We start from the raw sequence: 22,834 nt of genomic DNA on the forward strand, positions 1-22,834 counted from the left end.
GGAGAGCAACAATGGCTTCATCTACCACTTCCAACACGCCACCGGTGCAGCGCAGCGGCCTGCAGCTGGGGCGTATCTGGGATAATTTCGGCATGCTGGTGGTTTTTGCACTGCTGTTTATTGTCTGCGCCATTTTTGTGCCGAACTTCGGCACCTTTATCAATATGAAAGGGCTGGGCCTGGCGATGTCGATGTCCGGCATGGTGGCCTGCGGCATGCTGTTCTGCCTGGCATCGGGCGACTTTGATCTCTCCATCGCCTCGGTTATCGCCTGCGCCGGCGTAGTGACGGCGGTGGTGATCAACATGACCGAAAGCCTGTGGATTGGCGTGGCTGCCGGGCTGCTGCTTGGCATGGCAACCGGTTTTGTTAACGGATTTGTTATCGCCCGGCTGAAAATTAATGCCCTGATCACCACGCTGGCAACGATGCAGATTGTGCGCGGCCTGGCCTATATCTTCTCTGACGGTAAAGCGGTAGGGATTGAAGATGAGCGCTTTTTTGCGCTGGGCTATGCCAACTGGCTCGGCGTGCCGGCGCCTATCTGGCTCACGATTGCCACCATGATCGCGTTTGGCTTCCTGCTGAATAAAACCACCTTTGGCCGCAACACGCTGGCGATTGGCGGCAATGAAGAAGCCGCCCGGCTGGCCGGCGTGCCGGTGGTGCGGACCCGCATCATTATCTTTATCCTTTCCGGGCTGGTTTCAGCGGCGGCGGGCATTATTCTGGCCTCGCGCATGACCAGCGGTCAGCCCATGACCTCGCTGGGCTATGAGCTGATTGTGATCTCTGCCTGCGTGCTGGGCGGCGTCTCGCTGAAAGGCGGCATCGGTAAAATTTCATATGTGGTGGCGGGGGTTCTGATCCTGGGTACCGTAGAGAATGCGATGAATTTACTGAATATCTCGCCATTCTCACAGTATGTCGTGCGTGGTCTGATACTGTTAGCCGCAGTGATTTTCGATCGCTACAAACAGAAAAACAGAGCCGTTTGATTCCGTCGGCGCAACGGGTGTTGCGCCGCGCGTCATGCAGAGAGTGAGGGCACTATGTACCATCGCGAACCCCCCAGTGAACAACAGAACCCCCTGCTGCCGGGCTATCCGTTTAACGCCTGGCTGGTCGCGGGACTCACGCCGATTAACGCGCAGGAGCCGCTCGATTTTTTTATCGACCGCCCGCTGGGGATGAAGGGCTATATTCTTAACCTCACCATTCGCGGTAAAGGCCGGGTTTTTGACGGCGAATCCGCCTTTGACTGTGAGCCGGGCGATCTGCTGCTGTTTCAGCCGAAAACACCCCATTATTATGGACGGTCGCCCGACAGCCCGTGCTGGCACCATCGCTGGGTCTATTTCCGGCCGCGCGCCTACTGGATTGACTGGCTGGAGTGGCAGGAGCAGAAGCAGGGCGTGGGCCGGCTGCGCCTGACTGAAGCGTTATGCGGCGAGTTTGATCGCCTGTTTGCCAGTATTGAGCAGACCCACAATTCCGGTCGCCGCTTTGCTGAAGAGCTGGCCATGAACCTGCTGGAACGTCTGCTGCTGCGCGCGGTGGAAGAGGATCCGCGCAGCCATCAGCAGATTCGCGATCCGCGCGTAATTGAAGCCTGCCAGTACGTGACCAACCATCTTGCCAGCGAAGTCAAAATTGAGGAGGTGGCACGGCATGTCTGTTTATCTCCTTCGCGGCTGGCGCATCTGTTTCGCGAACAGATGGGCATTAATCTGCTGCGCTGGCGAGAAGACCAGCGGGTGATCCGCGCCAAGCTGCTGCTGCAGACCACGCAGGAGCCTATCGCCTCCGTGGGGCGGGAAGTGGGCTATGACGATCAGCTCTACTTTTCACGCGTGTTTCGCAAACGCACAGGCGTCAGCCCGAGTGATTTTCGCCGCCGCAGCCAGGATGCGCACGACGCGCTTGAAGCACAGCAGAACTGGCCGGAACCCGGCCGGGCGATCTCTTTCAGCTGATTCCGCCTTGTTCTCACCGGCTGATTCGTCTTAAATCAGTCGGGTATATGACAAAAGGAGTGAGAATGAGCGATAAACTACGTGTCGGCCTGATAGGCTATGGCTTTGCCAGTAAAACCTTTCATGCCCCTTTAATCGCCGGAACAGCTGAAATGGAACTGGCAGCGATCTCCAGCAGCGATGCCGGTAAAGTGCACGCTGACTGGCCCTCTGTACAGGTCTTTGCCGATCCGCAGGCGCTGCTGGACGATCCCACCCTGCAGCTGATTGTGATCCCCACCCCCAATGACACCCACTTTCCGCTGGCCAAAGCGGCCCTGAATGCCGGCAAGCATGTGGTCGTCGACAAGCCTTTTACCGTCACGCTCTCGCAGGCGCGTGAGCTTGATCAGCTGGCAAAATCGAAAGGGCTGCTGCTGTCGGTCTTCCATAACCGCCGCTGGGACAGCGATTTTCTGACGCTAAAAACGCTGCTCGGCGAGGGCACGCTGGGCGAGGTACGCTATCTGGAGTCGCATTTTGACCGCTTCCGCCCGGAAGTGCGCCAGCGCTGGCGCGAAATGAAAGGACCGGGCAGCGGTATCTGGTTTGACCTCGGCCCGCACGTGCTGGATCAGGCGCTGCAGCTGTTTGGCATGCCGGTGGCGATCAACGTGGACATGGCAGAGCTGCGCCCTGGCGCGCAAACCACTGACTACTTTCATGCGGTGCTGACCTATCCGACGCGTCGCGTGGTGCTACACGCCAGCATGCTGGTGGCAGCAGAGTCACCGCGCTTTGTGGTACACGGCACGCGTGGCAGCTACGTAAAGTATGGCCTCGATCCGCAGGAGGATCGTCTGAAATCGGGTGCCAGACCGCCGCAGCAGGAGTGGGGCTACGACATGCGTAACGGCACGCTGACGCTGGCAGAAGGCGATATGCTGGTGGAGCAGGAGCTGCTGACGCAGCCGGGTAACTATCCGGCCTACTATGCGGCAATCCGCGATGCGATAGCCGGCACGGGGCAGAACCCGGTGCGGGCTGAAGAGGCGATACAGGTCATGGAGCTGATTGAGCTGGGTCTGCAGTCTGCAGAGAAGCGTCAGACGATGTCACCACGCTGATGTTGCGCGCCGCCCAGCGGCGGCGCGTGTTCAGCCTTAGCCCGCTACGCGCTGGCGCAGCGCCGTTTTCTCCGCTTCGCTCAGAAACGCAATCGCCACGCCATTCTCCTGCGCCTGGCGGATCTCTGCCGCAGAGAGGCCGGCTGCAGGGGCCGCCACCTCATATTCATGCGCCAGCTCCACGCCCTGAACCGCCGGATCGTCAGTATTCAGCGTGGCCAGAATGCCATGCTGCAGAAACGCTTTCAGCGGGTGTTTCTCCAGCGAGGAGACGGTGCTGGTCTGAATGTTTGAGGTCAGGCAGGATTCGATGCCGATGCGCTGCTCAGCCAGGAAATCCATCAGCGCACGATCCTCTATCGCTTTAACGCCGTGACCGATACGCTCCGCGCCCAGTTCACGAATCGCCTGCCAGATACTCTCCGGACCCGCCGCTTCGCCGGCGTGTACGGTAATACGGAAGCCAGCGTCACGCGCCCGGTTGAAGTGGCTCAGGAACTCACTGCCGGGGAAGCCCAGCTCATCGCCGGCCAGATCCACGGCGGTGATACCGTCGCGATGGGCCAGCAATCCTTCCAGCTCGCGCAGGCACGCCTCTTCGCCAAAGGTGCGGCTCATAATGCCAATCAGATTAACATCCACACCGTACTGCTTCACGCCTGCGCGTACGCCGTCAATCACCGCTTCTGTCACGCCCGCCACCGGCAGGTTATGGGTCATCGCCATATAGCCCGGCGAGAAGCGCAGTTCTGCATAGTGAATACCGGCACGCGCCGCATCTTCGACATTTTCCAGCGCAATGCGGCGGCAGGCGTCAAGATCGCCCAGCACTTTGACGCCCCAGTCGAGCTTTTGCAGAAAACTCACCAGATCGGGCTCGTTCGCGGTGACCTGCACGTGGGGACGCAGCGCGTCAAGAGAGCTGGCGGGCAGAGAGAGATTAAACTGGCGGCCGAGATCGAGAATAGTTTGGGCGCGGATATTGCCATCAAGGTGGCGGTGAATATCGGTAAGAGGAAGCTGCTGGTCGATCATGGCGCACTCGCTTGTCAGGAATAAAGTGCAGAGCATTATAAAAATATCTTGCGCAACTGCGCCAGCGATTTGCGCAAAGCAGGGTGCAGATGGTGAATATTAAAGCGGTAAAGCGCCGCTTCTTCCCGCAGGATGAAGCGGCGCACAGTGCCGGTTACTGCGGCATGCCTTCACTGGTTGGCATACCCAGCATATAGCGGGAGAGGAACTGCTCCAGTGACATCTTGTCGCCGTTCATCGTTACCTGCCCGTTTGCATACTGCAGGCTGGTCACAATGTTATTATCCTGCTGCTGCGTCAGACGGAACATCTGGCCCATCGCAGCCACGCCTTTGACCTGCTGATCCGCCAGCTTCTGCGCATCATCGCCCTGATATCCTTCGGCCAGGCCGACATGACGCATCGCTTCTGTCGCCATCGGCATATTGATATTCAGTTTGCCATCCAGCGTTTTCAGCATGCGATCTACCGCGGCACCCAGGCTCTGCGCCTCGCCGCTGACGGCGGCCGGATCGTTGAAGCCGATATTCAGGTTGAACGTGCTCTCACCCTTATCATTTTTCCAGCTCAGCGGGGCAATGCTGACCGCCGGCGCACCTTTCAGCAGCAGCGGCAGATTGTTACGCAGAATGGTCTGCACGCTGGCCTGATAGCGAATCGGATCGTCGGCAACACCCGGCTGGCGCAGCAGATCCTGCATCTGCGCGTTGTAGGTGTCGGAGAAGGTTTTCACCGCCTGGGCATCAAACTGCGAAAACTTCATCGCCAGACGCGCTTCACCAAACGGCTGCTGCTGCAGGTTGATATCGCCCACTTTATAATCGATAGTGCCGCCAATCTTGCCCTCTTTATTATCAAAAGAGGATTTGCCGTCAATTTTCTGCAGCGTCATTCCCTGCTGGCCGTTGATGCTGGCTTCCAGTTTATCCAGCGTGATGGTCTGATCGCCCACGCGCACGCCTTCCGGACTCAGGTGAGTATCACCGCCCAGCGCCAGACCGTTAAGCGTAAACAGCACCGGCTGCTCCAGCTGGTTTTTACTGGTGACGGCGATGCTGGAGAACTCACCTTTCAGACTGACTTTATCGCCTTTGCTGTCGGCGCTGACGTCGAGCTTGCCGCCGTTGGTGGCCAGCCGGTCACCGGTCTGCGCGTTGCTGTAATCCACCGGCAGCAGCGTCAGTGCAGTGTCGGTAGCCCCGCTGTAGCCAATGCGCGTATCGGCGGCAACCAGTGATTTACCGTCGGTCAGCGCGAACAGCTTTTTCACCGCATCGGTATTGGCAAGCTCGGAATGCACCGAGGCCATCGCGGGCAGAATATTACCGCGCTTCAGTTGCGCAAACGGGAAAGGACCGTGATCGATGGTCTCATTCAGCACAATGGTCTGGCCCGGCTTAAGCAGCGGATTATCCACCGTTTGGGAGCTCGCCTGCACAACCAGTTTCGTGCTGCTGCTGAACAGGCCGCGCTGATAGTCCTGATAGCTCAGCGTCAGGCGGCTGTTGGGGGACCAGGCGTTAATCTGGCTGTTGGCCTGTTGCAGCATCTCATCCTTGTGGCTCTCAATCTGCTTGCCGGTAAACCACGCTGCGCCGGTCCAAACCACACCGAGCGCGACAATCACACCTGCTGCAACCTGAGTCTTTTTCATCGCTGAGTCATCCTTATCCTTGCGTCCGCGTCCCGTCGGGGTGACGCGCCGGGTGAAGAAAAACGCCCGCAGGCGTTTAAAGTAATAGTCTGAAAGAATAGCAGTTAACGCGCGCAGCGTCAGCCGTCTGCAGTAAGCATACTGAAGACGCGCGCCAGGCGTCCGCTGCCTGAGGCCGCAACCGGGGGCTCGCTGGCGGCGACAAAACAGGATTCGCCTGGCTGCAGGACAAGCTGGCTATCCGCGCTGGCGAGCCGCGCTTCTCCCTCAATACAGAACAGCAGGGCGGCGCTGGCCGGTGCCAGCGGCTGCGCTACGGCAGAAAGCAGGTGGATGGCAAAGGAAAAATCATTAACCGGCACCGGGAAACAGAGCGCCTGCGCATCGCGCTCAGGCTGCAGCCGCAGCGTATCGGCGGCGCGGGGGGTAAAGTTCAGGTTAGCCAGCAGCTCCGGCATATCGATAAATTTTGGCGTCAGGCCGGCGCGCAGCACATTATCTGAGTTAGCCATGACCTCGAGTGCAGTGCCCTGCAGGTAAGCGTGCGGCGTGCCGGCAGAGAGAAACATCGCTTCGCCGGGCTGCAGCAGCAGCAGGTTAAGCAGCAGTGGTGCAAACAGGCCGTTATCATCCGGGTAATCAGCCGCCAGCTGCCGCACAGTCAGCCACGGCTCCTCATCGTGTGCCGCAGCCGCTGAACAGAGGATCGCCAGCGCGCGCCTTTTTTCATCCCCCTGCAGCGAGAACAGCGTGGCAAACAGGCGGGCAAGGGCGTCCGGGCTGGCCTGCTCAATAAAGTGCCCGATTTGCGGATGGGCGCCCGCTACTGCGCTCAGCAGCGATACCATTTCGGGCCGCTCGCGGAAGCCGTTCAGCGCCTGAAAAGGGGTCAGCGCATAGAGCAGTTCCGGTTTATGGCTGGCATCTTTATAGCTGCGCTGCGGCGCATCCACCGCAATGCCGGCTGCATTTTCACGGGCAAAACCGGCGGCAGCTGCGCGCTTATCGGGATGCGCCTGCACCGAGAGCGCTTTCGCCGCGCAGAGCACTTTGAACAGAAACGGCAGTTCACCGAACCGGTCGGCAACGGCGCTTCCCAGCATGGCGACCGGATCGCGCGCAATGAAATCGCGCAGCGAGGCGTGCCGGCCGTCAACAATCAGCGTGGACGGGCTTTTCGGATGCGCGCCCATCCACAGCTCTGCCAGCGGCCGGCCCTGCGGATCGGCAATACCATAAAGTTCCGTTAACGCCGTTGTGCTGCCCCAGTCGTAGTACTGCAGTGAGTTGTTCAATTTATGCATGTTGCGCCCTCAGCTGAACAGTTATTGCCCAGTAAAGCAGAAAATTTCAGCAATTAGCGCGACCTGTGTGCAGGAAACGCGATGTGCCCGCATACTGTTTTATTGATTCGGATAACAATCCGGCCTGAAGCGGGGCGGTAAGAGGCCGCGCCCGGGGATTGCTTTCACTACTGAGAAAGGAGAAGAGGGCTATGGCAGCCAGTCGCACTGAAAAAGATTCAATGGGTCCTGTTGATGTGCCGGCAGATAAACTCTGGGGCGCACAGACGCAACGCTCGCTGGAGCATTTTCGTATCTCAACCGAGAAAATGCCGGTTGAGCTGGTCCGCGCGCTGGCGCAGACCAAGCGGGCAGCGGCAGAGGTTAACCGCGATCTGCAGCTGCTGCCGGACGATCGCGCGACAGCAATTATCCGCGCGGCGGATGAAGTGCTGGCAAACCAGCACGCCGATCAGTTTCCGCTGGCGATCTGGCAGACCGGCTCCGGCACGCAGACCAATATGAATATGAATGAAGTCCTGGCTAACCGCGCGAGCGAGATCCTCGGCGGCGAGCGCGGTATGGCGCGGCTGGTGCACCCTAATGATGATGTCAATAAAAGCCAGAGCTCTAACGACGTTTTTCCTACCGCTATGCACGTGGCGGCCGTTACGGCACTGCGCGAGCAGCTCATTCCGCAGCTGGAGGTGCTGAAAACCACGCTGGCCGGTAAAGCGGATGCATTCAGTGATATTGTGAAAATTGGCCGTACGCACCTGCAGGATGCCACGCCGCTGACGCTGGGACAGGAGATCTCAGGCTGGGTGGCGATGCTGGAGCATAATCTGAAGCACGTTGAAAACAGCATTCCCCATCTGACCGAGCTGGCGCTGGGCGGCACCGCCGTAGGCACCGGCCTGAATACGCATCCTGAATATGCCGTCCGCGTGGCGCAGGCGCTGGCCGCGCTGACCGGTCAGCCGTTCATCACCGCACCCAATAAATTTGAAGCGCTGGCGACCTGCGATGCGCTGGTGCACGCGCACGGCGCGCTGAAAGGTCTGGCGGCGTCGCTGATGAAAATTGCCAACGACGTCCGCTGGCTCTCATCCGGCCCGCGCTGCGGCATCGGCGAAATCAGTATCCCGGAAAATGAGCCGGGCAGCTCCATTATGCCGGGCAAAGTCAATCCGACCCAGTGCGAGGCGATGACCATGCTCTGCTGTCAGGTGCTGGGTAACGACGTAGCGATCAATATGGGCGGCGCGTCCGGCAACTTTGAGCTGAACGTATTCCGTCCTATGGTCATCCATAACTTCCTGCAGTCGGTGCGGCTGCTGGCCGACGGCATGGACAGCTTTAATCATCACTGTGCAACCGGTATTGAACCGGTGCGGGAGCGTATCGATCAGCTGCTGAATGAGTCGCTGATGCTGGTGACCGCGCTGAACACGCACATTGGCTATGATAAAGCAGCCGAAATTGCCAAAAAGGCCCATAAAGAGGGGCTGACGCTTAAAGCAGCCGCGCTGCAGCTCGGTTATCTCGATGAGGCGCAGTTTGATGCCTGGGTGCGCCCGGAAGAGATGGTTGGCAGCATGAAAGCGTAATCCTGCAGGTGGCGGCCGCTTCATCAGGCGAGGCGGTCGCTCCAGAGGTGCAGGCGCGGGATGATCAGATGCAGCGGCTGCGCCAGCGGCTTATAGCGGTGGGCGATATTCTCTGCATCATAATCCAGCAGTTCGCCCAGCACCGGCACCTGGGTTTTATCACGACACAGCACCAGCAGCGGAGAGGGGCAGGCCAGCTGCGTCTGTTTCTTTTCACTGGCGCGCCAGACGCGGGCAATAGGCTGCACTTTAACCGGCCGCTTGATTTTCAGCTTTGCGCCTGCGGGCAGCGATCGCACCAGTTCCAGCTCCAGCTGAACTTTTTCTGCCCACTGCTCCCGCGTCCAGGGAGCCTGAGCGCGATTCGCTTTCAGGCTGCGTTCCAGCTGCTCAATAACGGCTTCCCGCGTCAGATTTTTAATGATGTTTTTGTTCGCCCAGCCAAAGCGCAGCGTATCCGGCGCATTGAGCAGGGGCACGCTGCGATAGGCGTTCAGCGTAATCAGCCCGCGCAGATGCTGATGCACAAATTCAAAGCGGGCCTCGCTCGGCAAGCCGGACTCTACGGTGATGAGCTGCTCCAGCCGCTGTTTAAGCGCGTTGATTTCGCTGACCTGCTGCGCGATCTGCTCAGCGGCCTGCTCGTCCGCCTCAATACAGATTGCTCCCGGCAGCCGCACGGCCGCTTTGGTACTGATCTTTTCTGACTGATGCTGCATAAACAGCCGGCAGTAGTGGGTGAGGGCCATTTCGCGCGCGCTCTTACCCAGATGCTGCGTCACCGCTATTTTGTCAATCTCATCATGTTCGTGACCTTTTTCAATTGCCGGCAGGCTGAACACGCGCGCCACCAGCAGCGGCTGCTGCTCAATGCTGGTGCGCAGCGCACCAAGGCGCTGTTCCAGCGTGTTAACGCACTCATGTAAATCAGCGACTAAATCGTAGCGAGCCATAATCTTCTCCTTTGTTACAACATACTTAATGTACCTGTGCCTGCGCCGCTGACAAGCTCCCAGTTTAGTTACAACAAACTTTTAAAATTTAAGTTTTACCAGGATCAGCCCCGGAGACCAATAATGGCCTGACAAGAAGAAGGTTCAGCCTGCAGAATATCCATGATATAACAATGCTTTATCTGATACGGAAAGCGTCCGTGCACTATCATTCAAAACCCGCGATACCCGCCATTATTACGCTGGGTGCGGTTCAGATCCTTTCCTGGGGCGGGTCGTTCTACCTGATGGCGGTGATGGCCGCTCCGATTATCGCTGAAACCGGCTGGTCTCAGCAGTGGGTTTATGGGGCGCTGTCGCTTGGTATTCTGGTCTCCGGCTTGCTGGCGCCACTCAGCGGACGACTGATTGCCCGTGGTTACGGGCCGCTGATACTGGCAGGCGGCGGTGTGGTAATGGCGTCAGGGCTGGTGGTGATGGGGATGAGCTACCAGCCTGGCTGGTTTTTTGCCGCCTGGCTGCTGATTGGCACAGGAATGGCAATGAGCCTTTACGATGCGCTGTTTGCAACGCTCGGCACGCTCTATGGCGGACAGGCGCGCAGCGCTATCACCGGCGTGACGCTGATTTCGGGCTTATGCACCACGCTGGTCTGGCCGGGAACGGCATGGCTGATTGCGCTCGCCGGCTGGCGTGATGCCTGTTTCATCATTGCTGCGCTGCTTACTCTGCTGGTCTTTCCCGCCTACCGCTATGCGCTGCCGGCGCCGGTCACGCAAACCGGGAGCAGGGGAGGCCGGACCGGCGCGATCTCTGACACTCTGCAGAGCGCGCTCTCGCCGCGACTTTTCTGGCTGCTGTGCGCCATTTTTACCCTCGCTTCGGTTATTATGACCGCCATCTCGGTTCAGCTTATTACGCTGCTTCAGTCCGGGGGCTATTCGCTGAGCGCAGCGCTGGCGCTGAGTGCCGTTCTCGGTCCCTGTCAGATTGGATCGCGGCTTCTGGATGTAATGTTTAAACGTAGTCATCCCATATGGACCGCGCTGTTCTCTGTGGGACTGGTGGCAGCAGGGCTGCTGCTGCTGGCGCTGTTTCCGGCAATGGCGCTGATCGCTATGGTGCTCTATGGCGCAGGAAACGGTTTGCGGGCCATCGTGCGCGGTACGCTGCCGCTGGCCGTTGTCAGACCGGAACAGTATGCCGTTATCACCGGTCGTATGGCGCGCCCGGCGCTGATCGGACAGGCGCTGACGCCACTGGCGGGGGGCTGGCTGGCGGCGCATGCCGGCGCTGACGTGACTCTCTGGGTACTGTGTGGGCTGGCGGGTATAAACGTTGTGCTGGTGGCGCTGCTTAAGCAGCAGTTACCGGCGCAGGCGTCGTCCGTGCAAAACTAAGCAGCTTGTGCGCTAACCGGGCCGCAGATGGGGAATCCGTGCCCTGTGCGGTTGGGGTTGCTTCTAAAAAGCAACAGTGTTTGTTATATTTATTGCTCATTGTTCACTCATTGACGCGCTATAAAAACAAAAAGATAAGCCGCAACTCAGGATATTGAAATGTTAGATTATCGCTTCCCGACAGCTCTGCAGATGGTTTTAAGCGTCGCGATGGCGGAGCAACTGGGAAAACGCTCGACCAGCGCTATTCTGGCGTATGGTCTGGAGGCGAATCCCAGCTTTATTCGTAAGCTGATGGTTCCGCTGACGCGCGACGGCATTATTGTTTCGACGCTGGGTCGCACCGGCTCCATTCACCTGGGCCGGCCCGCAGCAGAGATCACGCTACGCGATATCTATACGTCAGTCATTGAAGACAAAAAACTGTGGGCGTCGCGGCCGGATGTTGCACCGCGCTGCCTGGTCAGCGCCAACCTCTGCTGGTATTTCAAATCGATTGCTCAGGAGGCGGAGGAAGCATCGCTGAAAGTGCTGGAGACGCGCACCGTGGCGGATGCGCTGAACGAACTGAAAAGCAACGATACCAGCAATTGCGAACCGCTGCCGGACGCTGAACCCGCCGGACTCTGCCAGAAAACCCGTTGATACCGGCACTGCATGCGCGTCCGACGGTCAAGAGGATATAAAAAGCCCGGCTTCAGCCGGGCTTTTCCATTTGTACCGCTTTTAAAGTGACGTTGCGCTTTCCGCACGCGTGCGGCGCGTTACCAGCTTGCGCAGCGTAACGTAGAACACCGGCGTCAGGAACAGGCCAAACAGGGTCACGCCAAGCATCCCGGCAAACACGGTTATACCGGTCACACCGCGCACTTCTGCGCCAGCCCCTTCACCCAGAATCAGCGGAACCGTACCGGCGATAAAGGCAATCGAGGTCATCACAATCGGCCGCAGGCGCAGACGACACGCCTCCAGCGCGGCAGCGGTCACGCTTTTACCCTGCATCTCCAGCTCACGTGCAAACTCCACAATCAGAATAGCGTTTTTGCACGCCAGCCCCATCAGCACCACCAGCCCGACCTGGACAAACACGTTATTATCACCGCCGGTCAGCCAGACGCCCGCCAGCGCGGAAAGCATGGTGACCGGGACAATCAGGATCACCGCCAGCGGCAGCGTCCAGCTCTCATAGAGCGCTGCCAGTACCAGAAACGCCAGCAGGACCGCAACCGGGAAAACGATCAGTGCGCTGTTGCCCTGGGTCGCCTGCTGATAGCTCAGGTCAGTCCATTCGATATTCATACCGTTGGGCAGCATCTGCTCTGACATCATCTCCAGCTGCGTCATCGCCTGCGCGGAAGAGAGCACGCGCGGATCGGCATCGCCAATCAGATCCGCAGCGGGATAGCCGTTGTAGCGGATCACCGGATCGGGGCCGTAGGTGGTGGCGACATGCACCATGCTGCCGACCGGCACCATTTCGCCCCGGTCATTACGGGTACGCAACGAAGTAATATCCTCAACGCTGTCACGGAAATCGCCGTCCGCCTGCGCCATCACGCGCCAGGTACGGCCAAATTTATTAAAATCGTTCACGTAGGCGGAGCCGAGATAGACCTGCAGCGTGGTAAAGAGATCGGGTAACGCCACGCCCTGTGCACGGGCTTTGTCGCGATCGACCTGCACATCCAGCTGCGGGACATTGGCCTGATAGGAGGAGATCGGAAACATCATGCCCGGCGTCTGCATCACGGCACCGGAGAGGGTGTTAATAGCCTCCTGCAGTGCGCCGTAGCCGAGGCCACCGCGATCCTGCACATAAAGCGAATACCCCGATCCCTGGCCCAGACCCAGAATCGGCGGTGGCATAATTGAGAAGCCAAAGCCCTGCTGAATCTTAGCAATTTTTGCATTCAGCTCCGCGTTGATCTCTGCCGCGCTGCGCGTCCGTTCGCTGAACGGTTTCAGGCCAAAAAACACTGTGCCGGCGTTAGGCGTATTGGTAAACTGCAGCGCGTTCAGGCCGGGAAACGCAACCGCATAGGCGACGCCGTCAGTATGCATGCCAATCTCGCTCATCTCGCGGATCACCGCATCGGTGCGCGCCAGCGAAGCGCCTTCCGGCATTTTTACGCCGCCAATCAGATAGAGCTTATCCTGCGTGGGAATAAAACCGCCCGGCACGCTGTGAAACAGCAGGCCTGCGCCGGCAAGCAGCAGCAGATAAACCGCAAACACCGCGCCGCGCCGGCGCAGCGTGGTGCCTACCAGGGATTCATAGCCTGTTGCACTGCGCTGGAAAAAACGGTTGAACGGGCGAAACAGCCAGCCAAACAGGCGGTCAATCAGCCGGCCAGGCAGATCTTTAGGCGCGTCATGGGCTTTCAGCAGTTTAGCCGCCAGCGCCGGCGAGAGCGTCAGCGAGTTAATGGCGGAGATCACCGTCGAGATAGCGATGGTCACGGCAAACTGCTTATAGAACTGCCCGGTCACGCCGGAGAGAAACGCCATCGGCACAAACACCGCGCAGAGCACCAGCGCAATGGCGATAATCGGACCGGACACCTCGCGCATCGCCTGGTGCGCGGCGGCCACCGGCGTCAGACCCTGTTCGATATTGCGCTCAACGTTCTCAACCACCACGATGGCGTCATCCACCACGATGCCGATAGCCAGCACCAGCCCGAAGAGGCTGAGCGTATTGAGTGAGAAACCCAGCAGCCAGAGCACGCTAAAGGTGCCAACCACGGAAACTGGTACCGCCAGCAGCGGAATAATCGACGCGCGCCAGGTCTGGAGAAACAGGATCACAACCAGGACAACCAGCGCAATGGCTTCAAACAGCGTCTGCACCACGGCGTGAATAGAGTCGCGAACAAACACCGTGGGATCGTAAGGTGCAGCCCACTGCACATCCTCCGGGAAGCGCGTGGCCAGCTCGTTCATTTTGGCCCGCACCGCGTCGGAGAGATCGATAGCGTTCGCGCCCGGCGCCTGGAAAATACCGATGCCGACCGCATCCTTGTTATTCAGCTGAGAGCGCAGGGCGTAGCTGCCGGAGCCTATCTCAATGCGCGCCACGTCGCGCAGCCGTACCAGAGAGCCGTCAGCCGTGCTTTTCAGGATAATGTCACCAAACTGCTCTTCGCTCTCCAGCAGACCCTGGGTATTGATAGAGAGCAGGAAATCGCTGGCTTTGCGGTTCGGTTCCGCGCCAAGCTGTCCGGCGGAGACCTGTACGTTCTGCTCACGCATGGCGGTAATCACCTCTGCGGCCGTCATGCCGCGCGCGGCGACTTTGTTGGGATCGAGCCAGACGCGCATCGCATACTCACCCGCGCCGAAGATCTGAATCTGGCCGACGCCGGGGAGGCGTGCCAGCTCATCTTTCACCTTCAGGGTGGCGTAGTTGCGCAGGTAGAGCGAATCATACTTGCCGTGCGGGGAGAAAAGATGCACAACCAGCGTCAGCGTGGGCGACATTTTCTGGGTGGTCAGCCCCAGCTGGCGTACCGCTTCCGGCAGACGCGCCTCAGCCTGCGCCACGCGGTTCTGCACCTGTACCTGCGCCCGATCGGGATCGGTGCCGGGGCGGAAGGTCACGGTAGTGACCAGTACGCCATCGGAGCCGGCCACCGACTTCATGTACATCATATTTTCAACGCCGTTGATCGCCTCTTCCAGCGGGGTCGCCACGGAATCCGCGATCGCTTTTGGGTTAGCGCCAGGATATTCGGCGCGTACCTGCACGCTGGGCGGCACCACATCCGGATATTCGCTGATTGGCAGCAGCGGGATCGCAATTAACCCGGTGGCAAAAATCAGTATCGACAGCACCGCCGCAAAAATGGGACGGTCGATAAAAAAACGAGAGAAATCCATAGAGTAGGGTCTCGGTTAAGGAGCGGGGCGCATCGCGACTGAGTGAGCCTGTACCGGCATGCCGGGCATAAAGACTTTTTGCAGACCGTTTACGATCACGCGATCGCCTGGCTGCAGACCCTGCTGAACAATACGCAGTCCGCCAGAGAGATCGCCAGGCTGGATATCGCGCCGCTGCGCTTTGCCTTCGGCATCAACAATGTAGACATAGCGGCGGTCCTGATCGGTGAGAATCGCCTTGTCATCAATCAGCAGCGCGGTGAAATCGGCACGACCCGGCAGCCGGACGCGGGCAAACAGCCCCGGCGTCAGTTCGCGCTGCGGGTTATCGAGCAGCGCGCGCATGCGAATGGTGCCGGTACTGGCAGTAAGCTGGTTATCCAGAAAATCCACCGTGCCGCGATGCGGATAGCCGTGTTCGCCGGTCAGGGAAACCTGCAGCGGCAGGGCACCGCGCTGTTCGCCCTGGCGCGCCAGCTGCTGATAGTGCAGAAATGTCGCCTCATCGACATCAAACCAGACATACATCCGATCCTGGGAAACCAGCGTGGTCAGTACGCTGGCGCTGTCGCCTGCGGTGACCAGATTGCCGGCGGTGATTAGCGCGCGGCTGGCGCGGCCATTAATCGGGGCGGTCACGCGGGTAAAACTCAGGTTGAGGCGGGCCATATCAACCGCCGCCTGCGCCGCCTGCACGCTCGCCTGCGCCTGCTGCGTGGCCGAACGACGCTGCTGCCAGATCTCGCGGGATACCACCTGGCTGTTGATCAGCTTATCGGTACGATCCGATTCACTGCGCGCCAGCGCCGCCTGCGTCCGCGCGCCGGCGAGCTGCGCTTCAGCCTGTGCCAGCGCGGCACGATAGCTGCGGTCATCAATGGTGAACAGCACCTGATCTTTTTTAACCTCATCGCCTTCGCGATAGTTTACCCGGTCGATATAGCCGGAAACGCGCGGGCGCAGCTGAACGCTCTCGACCGCCTCGATCCGGCCATTGAAGTTATCCCATTCGCTGACCTGCTGCCGGATCACCTGTGCCGCACTCACCTCCGGCGGCGGCGGCGGGGCGTTTTGCGCCACGCCGCGATCGCAACCCGCCAGCAAACCTGCCAGCAGCGCTATGCCTGCCAGGCTAATAGCCTGACGAACCCTGTCTTTTTTTCCGGACATTATTGTTATTCCACGTTGATGAAGCACGAAAGACGACGTAAAAATATGCAACTTTAACGATTGCATTAATCGGGAGGAGTGTAGGTCGCGGCGAAGTGCATCTGCAAGAATATCTGATACACTTTATGTGCGGTCTGACGGGCGCTCAGCGCAGAGAGAAAAACCCTGCTTTATGTGCGGCATTTAATGTAATAATAAAACTTGCATTAAGTGCGATAGTCAGTCACCCTTAAAGTGTAACTGCAACTGATACTGATACTGATACTGTTCGTAACGGCGACGGGAGAGAATGGGATGATGAGCGACGCGTTTATGCACGATCTGATTGACTGGATCGATAACAATATCGAAGCACGGCTGGATCTTGATACCGTGGCTGACCGGGCGGGCTACTCCAAATGGCACCTGCAGCGTATGTTCAAAGAGCACACCGGTTATCCGCTGGGCGAATATATCCGGGCGAAAAAGCTGAAAAAATCAGCGGACCGGCTCACCACGACTAACGAGCCTATTCTGAACGTAGCGATTTCGCTGGGTTTTGATTCACAGCAGTCGTTTAACCGCAGCTTTAAGCGCCAGTATGGCGTAGCGCCCGGCGCGTGGCGTCGTCACGCTTCACATGCACCCGGTGCCATGCAGTAAGTTCTCCGCCAGGGCCAGCCACGCTGGCCCGCGTCAATTTCCCGCCTGAATCTGCTATGCTGACCTCCTTTTTTCAGGGGTGTCGCGATGTCAATATTACGCTGGATCAGCCTGCTGGCGATCGTCATTGTTTGCTGGACCGCGCTGCGGCCACAGGTTAGCACTCCGCCTGCCGATCCCACGACTGGCCACGCCACGGCTTCTTCTTCTGCCACCATTGATGCGCTGACGCAGGCTGAACGCGTTGCGGACTGGCTGGTGCAGCATCAGCGTCTACCCGATTTTTACCTGACCAAAGCGGCCGCGCGCCGTCAGGGCTGGGAGCCGGATAAAGGCAATCTGTGCGAGGTTCTGCCAGGACGCGCCATCGGCGGTGACCGCTTCAGCAATCGCGAACAGCAGCTGCCGCGTCAGGCGGGACGGCAGTGGTATGAGGCGGACGTCAATTATCGCTGCGGGCGCCGCGGCGCTGACCGTCTGATCTACTCCTCCGACGGGCTGATCTACCTCACCCGCGATCACTATCGCAGTTTCAGAAAGGTGCACTGAGCGTGCTGACTATAGATATCGACTTCGCCACGCTGCGCGACCGCGCGGCGTTTTATCAGGCGCTGAATGCGCAGAGCGGTGCGCCTGCTGCTGTCGGCGCAAATCTGGACGCGCTGTGGGACTGGCTGACCGGCGGCATGGCGCTGCCGGCAACGATCTGCCTGATACATGCAGAGCAGGCCGCGCAGCAGGCGGAGTTTGCGCCGGTACTGGCGCTGCTTGAGGAGGCGGCGCAGCTGCTGGAGGGCGAGCTGCGCCTGGTCTGGCGCTGATCAGGCGTGCAGCGGCAGCAGCAGCACCGACAGCGTCTGCCGCGCGCCGGCGGGCAGATCGCTGCCGCCCGTATAACCATTATTCTCCACAATCAGCTGGTTGAGTCCGACCAGCCAGTCATAGATGTAGAACGCCGTATGATTAGCGGGCGCAGCCGTCAGGCGCGTCAGGCGCTGGCCTGACGAGAAGCTGACGCTCGGCGCGGGCGGACGGGAAAAAATCGTCTGCCCCCGGTTTACGCGACTTTCAGGGCGCTCGCTCTCCGGACGCTGTAAAAAACCGAGCCAGGCGACAAAATCACCCAGCACCGTCATGGCGCGCGAAACCTGACGATCGGTGCGTGCTTCATGCGTGCTGCTGTCCGGCTCATTCAGCGCACTCTGCAGCCTTGCCAGCAGCTTAAGACGAAAACTGGCCGCAATCAGCTCCTCGGTCAGCAGCTCCATGGTGGGCTTGTCGACGTTCAGCAGCGTCAGCAGGCTGCGGTTCTCAGGCAGCTGGCGCAGATGCGCCAGCCACAGCGTCAGAACCTGCTGCGGAAACTGCTGCTCGCTGCGGACGCTCGTATGCTGCGGCTCGCCGGCGGGAGCGGGCGCGTCGCTGAACAGATCGAACTCAAAGCCGATACCAAAATAGCTTTGCTCCGCAGCGGGCTTGCCGCTGTGCGCCGTTACCGCGCCGCTGCTCTGACTCAGCCAGAGCTGGCGCACGGCATCACGCGACGGCTGCAGCCGCTCCAGCAGCTCACCGTGCAGGCCGGTGCGGTGCTGCAGACATTTCAGCAGCGTATCGGCGATGGTCTGTTTACGCAGCGCCTGCTCGGGCGAGGCGCTGGCTTCTGTCCACGGCTGCAGCCGGGCCGCGACTTTCTGCTGCAGCGCGCCCGTCAGCAGCGCCAGATGGTCGCGACGCGCCTCGGGCTGCATCTCTTCCTGCAGCCAGCTGCTCATGCGATCGACGCCTGCGCGATCCTGCGCCAGCATTGAGCCCCAGCTCTGACCCGGCTGGCCAATCTGACGCTGCACCGCCTCGTCGACATTGATCTGCTGCGCCTGATAGCGCGCATCGTAAGGGGTTATCGCCCAGATCAGACGCGGTTTTTCGCTGCCGCTGCTTACGCTCTGCTGCATCTGCCACTCGCGCAGCGCGCTGGCGGCGGGATCGGCGTCGTGGCGCTGGCTGGCAGCGGTGCAGATCAGCATCAGGTCAATGCCCTGGCGCGTGGCGTAAAAACCGGGCAGCAGGGCACGCTTCTGCTCCAGCAGCTGCGCACGCAGCGGATCGCGCAGACGCAATTGTGCCTGCTCCTCCTGCAGCTGGCGATCGGGAAGCATGCCGGGGGCAGGCAGATCCAGCATGTCCGCCTCATCATAGAGCGCCTGACGCGGCGTGGAACTGAGCGGTATGGTCAGCTCCAGCGTCAGCAGCGCCAGCTCGCCGAGCGCGACCCGCTGTGGCTTACCGCTGCGGTTGGCTACCACCGGACAGACCTCAATCATCTCCTGCAGATCGGCGTCGTGACCGATCAGCTTTTCAGCCGGCAGCTGCGCATCATCTACCAGCAGCGAGAGCGGCGCCAGCACGCGCGGCGCGTGGCGCAGCTGCTGAAGCAGGTGCAGCAGCGGACGCAGCGTGTCGCTCAGGGCGGGCTGACCGGGCCAGAGCAGGGCATAAAGCTGTACGCGATCGTCAACGCTCAGCCAGGGTGCCAGCTCGGCGGCCTGGGGCCAGAAATGGCGATCCAGCGCTTCCGCGTGACGATGATGACGGCGGCTCCATCCCCACAGGGTGATGAGCGCGTCGCTCTCTGCGCCGGGCTGTGGCTCGCTCTGGCGGTGACGCTGCAGGCGCTGCAGCGTGGTCTCAATGGTGCGGATATCCGCGCCGTCACGCTCAATGCGGGCGCTGGCGAGCAGCAATCGGATCAGCTCCGCTTCATTAAGCAGGGTCAGCTCAACCGGCCACGTGCCGGAGGTCGCTTCACGCTGGTGACTAAAGCGCGTGGCCGCAGCGAAATCGAGATTACCGGGATTGATATGCTGAAAATAGTTGAGCACTTTGTCGCTGAATCGGGTCATCAACTGACCCTGCGCGTCGCCCACCATCTCACTCAGCAGCCAGGCTTTACCCGCCTGCGACTGACCAAACAGCGCCAGCGTAACCGGACGCGCCAGCTGCAGCGCCAGCGCCTGGCTCTCAGCGCGCGCGCGGCGCAGCTGCAGGCGCAGCGTATCTGCTTCCAGCGCCAGGCGCGGCGAGTGCGGCTGCTGGGCATCGATCCAGCCGAGCGCGCTGTCCAGCGTTTCCCGCAGCAGGCTCAGTCGCTTAGCCGGGGTGGCGGTGGTTTTTCTGGTCGTTCTCATCGTTTACAGACGCTCCCGCTGTCAATCCAGTATTGCGCGTTGGCATTGCCGCTGCCGGAAAGTGTATTAAGCTTCAGGCTCAGCTGCTCCAGCGGCACCCGCGTGCCATCATCCAGCCGCGCGTCGCTGAGGATCAGCCGCTCCGGCCCGTTATTATCTGGTCCCGGCTCTGCTGCCAGCTTAATACGCAGCACGCTTTCGCCCGCGACTTTGCGCGCCAGCTGCGGGTCGGTAATGCTCAGGCTGTAGAGCGGCGACGCCGGCCAGCGGTCGTTCTCCAGCTGACGAAAACCGAGGCAGACGTTGCCGCGAATGCGAAAGCTGCTTTTGCGATCCAGGGCAAAACTGCTGCTGTCGAGATCGATTTCGCTGTAGCAGAGATTATCATCGCTGAGCGTGGCATTTTCATCCAGAACGCCAAGATAGCGAATGGTCGAATAGGGCTCAAAATCACCGGCGCGGAACCAGAAGCTGCTGAGACGCAGATCGAGCGCCAGCAGGCAGAGCATCGCGCCCACCGCCGCGGTTGATTTCGGGTTATCGATACGTCCCTGTTTATTAAACGGATACCAGTCGCTGGTGTGATACCCCTCCAGCGACAGAATACGGCTGCCCGGCAGCGGCTGCAGGTGACGCACCAGCGCCTGGATACCGGGGAAACGCGACGGCCGGCCGGTCAGCAGCAGAACATCACACTGATAGAGCGACACCACTTCGCACATGGCGCGCAGCGCCGGGATAATAGCCATACGGTGCTGCAAAAATTCGCCGTGCAGCTGCGCCATACTGACCACCAGCGGCACCTGCAGCAGATCAAACCGGCTCTCGCTGCCCAGCGTGCGCTGAATTTCGCCATTCACAAACGCCAGCACCGCGCCTGCCGGCTGCTGCGGCACCAGTTCGCCAAACAGCGCGTTGATCTCGCTGTGGCTGTCGAGCGGATCCCAGTTCTCATACCGCTCCAGCACCGCCTGCGCCAGCGGGATAAACAGCTGCAGCGTAACCTGCTGACGCAGCGTCGCCTGTCCATCCATCCGGCTGTCGTGGCCAAACAGCTTCTGCATCAGCGGCTCGGGCAGGGTGACGCCCGCTTTTTGCAGACTCTGCTGCAGCGCCGGCAGGATCCAGAGCTGGATCACATCCAGCAGAATATCATCGCCGGCAACCTTAAAGCCTTCGCGAAACAGCAGGCGCGGCGTAATTTTCACATTATTGCCCTGGCCATCATCCAGCCGGTACTGGGTGATCGCGAGGTCGGTGGTGCCACCGCCGATGTCGATTGAGGCGATGCGCAGGCTTTTGCCCGGCAGCTCATCGCTCTCACGCGGGCGATCGGGGCGCGCCATACTGCTGAAAAAATCTTCCGCCCGCCCGGCAAAGTTCACCTGCGTTTCATTAAACAGCCACACCATCTGGCCGCAGGTGGCTTCGTCCCACTCCATCTGCACATCCGGCAGCGGGCGGTGCGCGGGCGCTGTGTCCCAGCCCTCCGCCTGCCACACCAGGGCGAGCGCCTCCTGCATGCGGCGGCGAAATATCTCCCGCTCCGGCTTGGGCATCGCGGAGGGCAGCGTCAGGATCACATGCCGCAGCTGGCGCGGCGCCTGGCTCTGCGGCATGCGCTGGCGCTGTGCAACGCTGTTCATCTGCATCATCGCCTGCGCCAGCAGCTCGCAGAGCATAAAGGTCATCAGCGCGCTGCGGCTGTAGCTGGCGGAAAACACCGGCAGGCGATCCTCTTCCGGCAGCGCCTGCAGCGGCTCTCCCTCATCGTTGATCATCAGCGTAAAGGGCAGCGCAATAGCCTGCGCCTCTTCGCTCTGACCGCCAGCGTTAAAGCGCCAGCCTGGCTGATAGCGCGCCTCATCCCACAGATAACGACGCGGGCTGGAGATACCGGTGCTGCCTTCCGTGCCGGCGCGCTGCAGCGCCAGACGGCTCGCTTCGCGCCCCACGCGGGTCAGCGAAGGCCACATAAATGCGTTATCGCGCCCGCTCTGCAGTGAGAAACTCGCTTTGCCAAAGCTCGCCTCTGCGAACTCCAGCCGGCTGTCGAACAGTTCGTTATACACGCGGTGCGGCTGCGATAAATCGCGCAGCTGCATCTCATACGTCTGACGCAGGCCGTTGCTCTCTTCCGGGTGATCCTCCACCAGAATGCCGCAGGTATGCGAGTTGCCGACATCGAGAATGAGATCCACACTGACCGCCGGGGTTTGCAGCGACGCCGCCTGAATAGCGATCTCCGCCAGATCGAGCTGCTCACCCAGCAGCTCCAGCAGATTGAGATAATGCGCCTGATACTCAAACTCGCGCAGCGCCTGCGTCAGCGCCAGCTCCCCGCGCGATTCCAGCGCGACCGCCCGCTGCACAAAGGTCTCACGCAGCCAGCCGTCGACCCAGGTCAGGTCAAGAAACTCGCCCAGCTCATAGTTGTGCCACGCCAGCGCAAAACTCACGCCGTTCTGCGCGTCGGCCGCGCTCAGGCCGAGCTGTTCACCGCCTTCTGCTTCCGTTACCAGCCGGGTGTCAAAGGCGAGGGTAATGCGGTGCGTATGGCCCGCTGCATCCGGTTCGCTGAGCGGCGCAAGGCGGGCGCGCGCCCAGTTATCGGGACCGCCGATAAAGCGGCGACCGCTGGTGCAGCGCAGCACCGGCAGTGGCAGCCACTGATTAGCCAGCAGGGCGAGGGAGTCGGTCAGGGCGACATCCGACTCCGGGCGTACGACCTCGGCCGCGCCTCCCTCCTCCGGGTAGAGCAGGAATTTACCGTTATTGCCATCCACGTGCAGGCGCAGCAGCGGACCGTTGGCGGTCTGGCGCACAAACTGGCGGCGCGCCTGAGCAGAAGGCAGGCGCAGACCAAAGTCGAGAAACTGCACGCCGCTCGCTTCAATCAGCGTGATTTTCTGTTTGTCATCAATCAGAGGAGCCAACATGG

At 60.3% G+C, this 22,834-nt stretch carries 17 protein-coding genes; 9 read left to right on the forward strand and 8 right to left on the reverse strand.

What is annotated here, in order from left to right; genetic code table 11:
* Positions 1-11: 11 nt before the first annotated feature.
* The 3 genes from araH (at position 12) to B4M48_RS08810 (ending at position 3,082) form a co-directional block, all read left to right on the forward strand.
* Positions 12-998, forward strand: a complete 987-nt coding sequence (gene araH, locus B4M48_RS08800; RefSeq protein ID WP_039384220.1) for an L-arabinose ABC transporter permease AraH — start codon at positions 12-14, stop codon at positions 996-998.
* Between the two features lie 54 nt (positions 999-1,052).
* Positions 1,053-1,976 carry an arabinose operon transcriptional regulator AraC gene (araC, locus tag B4M48_RS08805; protein ID WP_039384223.1) on the forward strand — a complete coding sequence of 308 codons (924 nt, stop codon included), beginning with the start codon at positions 1,053-1,055 and terminating at the stop codon, positions 1,974-1,976.
* Between the two features lie 65 nt (positions 1,977-2,041).
* On the forward strand, positions 2,042-3,082 hold the full coding sequence (locus B4M48_RS08810; protein WP_288656417.1) for an oxidoreductase: 1,041 nt from the start codon (positions 2,042-2,044) through the stop codon (positions 3,080-3,082).
* A gap of 36 nt (positions 3,083-3,118) precedes the next feature.
* Here the strand turns inward: B4M48_RS08810 and add are convergent, their stop codons facing one another.
* The 3 genes from add to manA all read right to left on the reverse strand — a co-directional run bounded on the left by add (position 3,119) and on the right by manA (position 7,075).
* Positions 3,119-4,117 (reverse strand): adenosine deaminase, encoded by a 999-nt coding sequence (gene add, locus B4M48_RS08815; RefSeq protein ID WP_039384227.1) that lies wholly within the window; start codon positions 4,115-4,117, stop codon positions 3,119-3,121.
* A 154-nt stretch (positions 4,118-4,271) separates the two neighbouring features.
* Positions 4,272-5,771 (reverse strand): YdgA family protein, encoded by a 1,500-nt coding sequence (locus tag B4M48_RS08820; RefSeq protein ID WP_039384229.1) that lies wholly within the window; start codon positions 5,769-5,771, stop codon positions 4,272-4,274.
* 119 nt (positions 5,772-5,890) lie between these two features.
* Entirely contained in the window at positions 5,891-7,075 is a 1,185-nt protein-coding gene (manA, locus tag B4M48_RS08825; protein WP_104084809.1) for a mannose-6-phosphate isomerase, read from the reverse strand.
* Positions 7,076-7,266: 191 nt separating this feature from the next.
* Here manA and fumC point away from each other — a divergent pair, with 191 nt between their 5' ends.
* Positions 7,267-8,664 carry a class II fumarate hydratase gene (gene fumC / locus B4M48_RS08830; protein WP_071668791.1) on the forward strand — a complete coding sequence of 466 codons (1,398 nt, stop codon included), beginning with the start codon at positions 7,267-7,269 and terminating at the stop codon, positions 8,662-8,664.
* Between the two features lie 23 nt (positions 8,665-8,687).
* Here the strand turns inward: fumC and tus are convergent, their stop codons facing one another.
* Positions 8,688-9,617 carry a DNA replication terminus site-binding protein gene (gene tus, locus B4M48_RS08835; RefSeq protein WP_094111278.1) on the reverse strand — a complete coding sequence of 310 codons (930 nt, stop codon included), beginning with the start codon at positions 9,615-9,617 and terminating at the stop codon, positions 8,688-8,690.
* Between the two features lie 200 nt (positions 9,618-9,817).
* On the opposite strand from tus, the gene B4M48_RS08840 reads away from it, so the two are divergent.
* Together B4M48_RS08840 and B4M48_RS08845 are read left to right on the forward strand one after the other, a co-directional pair.
* Entirely contained in the window at positions 9,818-11,017 is a 1,200-nt protein-coding gene (locus tag B4M48_RS08840; RefSeq protein WP_250340964.1) for an MFS transporter, read from the forward strand.
* A gap of 159 nt (positions 11,018-11,176) precedes the next feature.
* On the forward strand, positions 11,177-11,662 hold the full coding sequence (locus B4M48_RS08845; RefSeq protein WP_039384233.1) for an RrF2 family transcriptional regulator: 486 nt from the start codon (positions 11,177-11,179) through the stop codon (positions 11,660-11,662).
* 81 nt (positions 11,663-11,743) lie between these two features.
* On the opposite strand, the gene B4M48_RS08850 is transcribed toward B4M48_RS08845, so the two are convergent.
* Complete coding sequence (locus B4M48_RS08850; protein WP_288656421.1) at positions 11,744-14,896, reverse strand: efflux RND transporter permease subunit; 3,153 nt, start codon at positions 14,894-14,896, stop codon at positions 11,744-11,746.
* A gap of 15 nt (positions 14,897-14,911) precedes the next feature.
* A complete protein-coding gene (locus B4M48_RS08855; protein WP_288656425.1) occupies positions 14,912-16,066 on the reverse strand; it encodes an efflux RND transporter periplasmic adaptor subunit in 1,155 nt (384 codons plus the stop codon).
* A gap of 294 nt (positions 16,067-16,360) precedes the next feature.
* On the opposite strand from B4M48_RS08855, the gene B4M48_RS08860 reads away from it, so the two are divergent.
* From B4M48_RS08860 to B4M48_RS08870, 3 genes are all read left to right on the forward strand, one after another.
* Entirely contained in the window at positions 16,361-16,708 is a 348-nt protein-coding gene (locus B4M48_RS08860) for a helix-turn-helix domain-containing protein (RefSeq protein WP_039384236.1), read from the forward strand.
* Positions 16,709-16,795: 87 nt separating this feature from the next.
* The gene (locus B4M48_RS08865; RefSeq protein WP_288656427.1) at positions 16,796-17,257 is read left to right on the forward strand and encodes a ribonuclease domain-containing protein; all 462 of its coding nucleotides are present in this window, start codon (positions 16,796-16,798) and stop codon (positions 17,255-17,257) included.
* A gap of 2 nt (positions 17,258-17,259) precedes the next feature.
* The gene (locus B4M48_RS08870; RefSeq protein ID WP_039384240.1) at positions 17,260-17,529 is read left to right on the forward strand and encodes a barstar family protein; all 270 of its coding nucleotides are present in this window, start codon (positions 17,260-17,262) and stop codon (positions 17,527-17,529) included.
* Here the strand turns inward: B4M48_RS08870 and B4M48_RS08875 are convergent, their stop codons facing one another.
* Positions 17,530-19,893, reverse strand: coding sequence for a virulence factor SrfC family protein (locus B4M48_RS08875; protein WP_288656429.1), 2,364 nt, complete (start codon positions 19,891-19,893; stop codon positions 17,530-17,532).
* The gene (locus tag B4M48_RS08880; protein ID WP_039384244.1) at positions 19,890-22,832 is read right to left on the reverse strand and encodes a virulence factor SrfB; all 2,943 of its coding nucleotides are present in this window, start codon (positions 22,830-22,832) and stop codon (positions 19,890-19,892) included. The genes B4M48_RS08875 and B4M48_RS08880 overlap by 4 nt, the downstream gene beginning before the upstream one ends.
* Positions 22,833-22,834: the final 2 nt, after the last annotated feature.

The sequence above is a fragment of the Pantoea sp. UBA6567 genome (assembly GCF_002434165.1).
GTDB lineage: Bacteria > Pseudomonadota > Gammaproteobacteria > Enterobacterales > Enterobacteriaceae > Pantoea > Pantoea eucrina.

Bases quoted from the DNA above. Each gene is read 5' to 3' on its own strand.
- araH (WP_039384220.1), top strand. From the start codon at position 12: ATGGCTTCATCTACCACTTCCAACACGCCACCGGTGCAGCGCAGCGGC.
- araC (WP_039384223.1), top strand. From the start codon at position 1,053: ATGTACCATCGCGAACCCCCCAGTGAACAACAGAACCCCCTGCTGCCG.
- B4M48_RS08810 (WP_288656417.1), top strand. From the start codon at position 2,042: ATGAGCGATAAACTACGTGTCGGCCTGATAGGCTATGGCTTTGCCAGT.
- add (WP_039384227.1), bottom strand. From the start codon at position 4,117: ATGATCGACCAGCAGCTTCCTCTTACCGATATTCACCGCCACCTTGAT.
- B4M48_RS08820 (WP_039384229.1), bottom strand. From the start codon at position 5,771: ATGAAAAAGACTCAGGTTGCAGCAGGTGTGATTGTCGCGCTCGGTGTG.
- manA (WP_104084809.1), bottom strand. From the start codon at position 7,075: ATGCATAAATTGAACAACTCACTGCAGTACTACGACTGGGGCAGCACA.
- fumC (WP_071668791.1), top strand. From the start codon at position 7,267: ATGGCAGCCAGTCGCACTGAAAAAGATTCAATGGGTCCTGTTGATGTG.
- tus (WP_094111278.1), bottom strand. From the start codon at position 9,617: ATGGCTCGCTACGATTTAGTCGCTGATTTACATGAGTGCGTTAACACG.
- B4M48_RS08845 (WP_039384233.1), top strand. From the start codon at position 11,177: ATGTTAGATTATCGCTTCCCGACAGCTCTGCAGATGGTTTTAAGCGTC.
- B4M48_RS08850 (WP_288656421.1), bottom strand. From the start codon at position 14,896: ATGGATTTCTCTCGTTTTTTTATCGACCGTCCCATTTTTGCGGCGGTG.
- B4M48_RS08855 (WP_288656425.1), bottom strand. From the start codon at position 16,066: ATGTCCGGAAAAAAAGACAGGGTTCGTCAGGCTATTAGCCTGGCAGGC.
- B4M48_RS08860 (WP_039384236.1), top strand. From the start codon at position 16,361: ATGATGAGCGACGCGTTTATGCACGATCTGATTGACTGGATCGATAAC.
- B4M48_RS08865 (WP_288656427.1), top strand. From the start codon at position 16,796: ATGTCAATATTACGCTGGATCAGCCTGCTGGCGATCGTCATTGTTTGC.
- B4M48_RS08875 (WP_288656429.1), bottom strand. From the start codon at position 19,893: ATGAGAACGACCAGAAAAACCACCGCCACCCCGGCTAAGCGACTGAGC.
- B4M48_RS08880 (WP_039384244.1), bottom strand. From the start codon at position 22,832: ATGTTGGCTCCTCTGATTGATGACAAACAGAAAATCACGCTGATTGAA.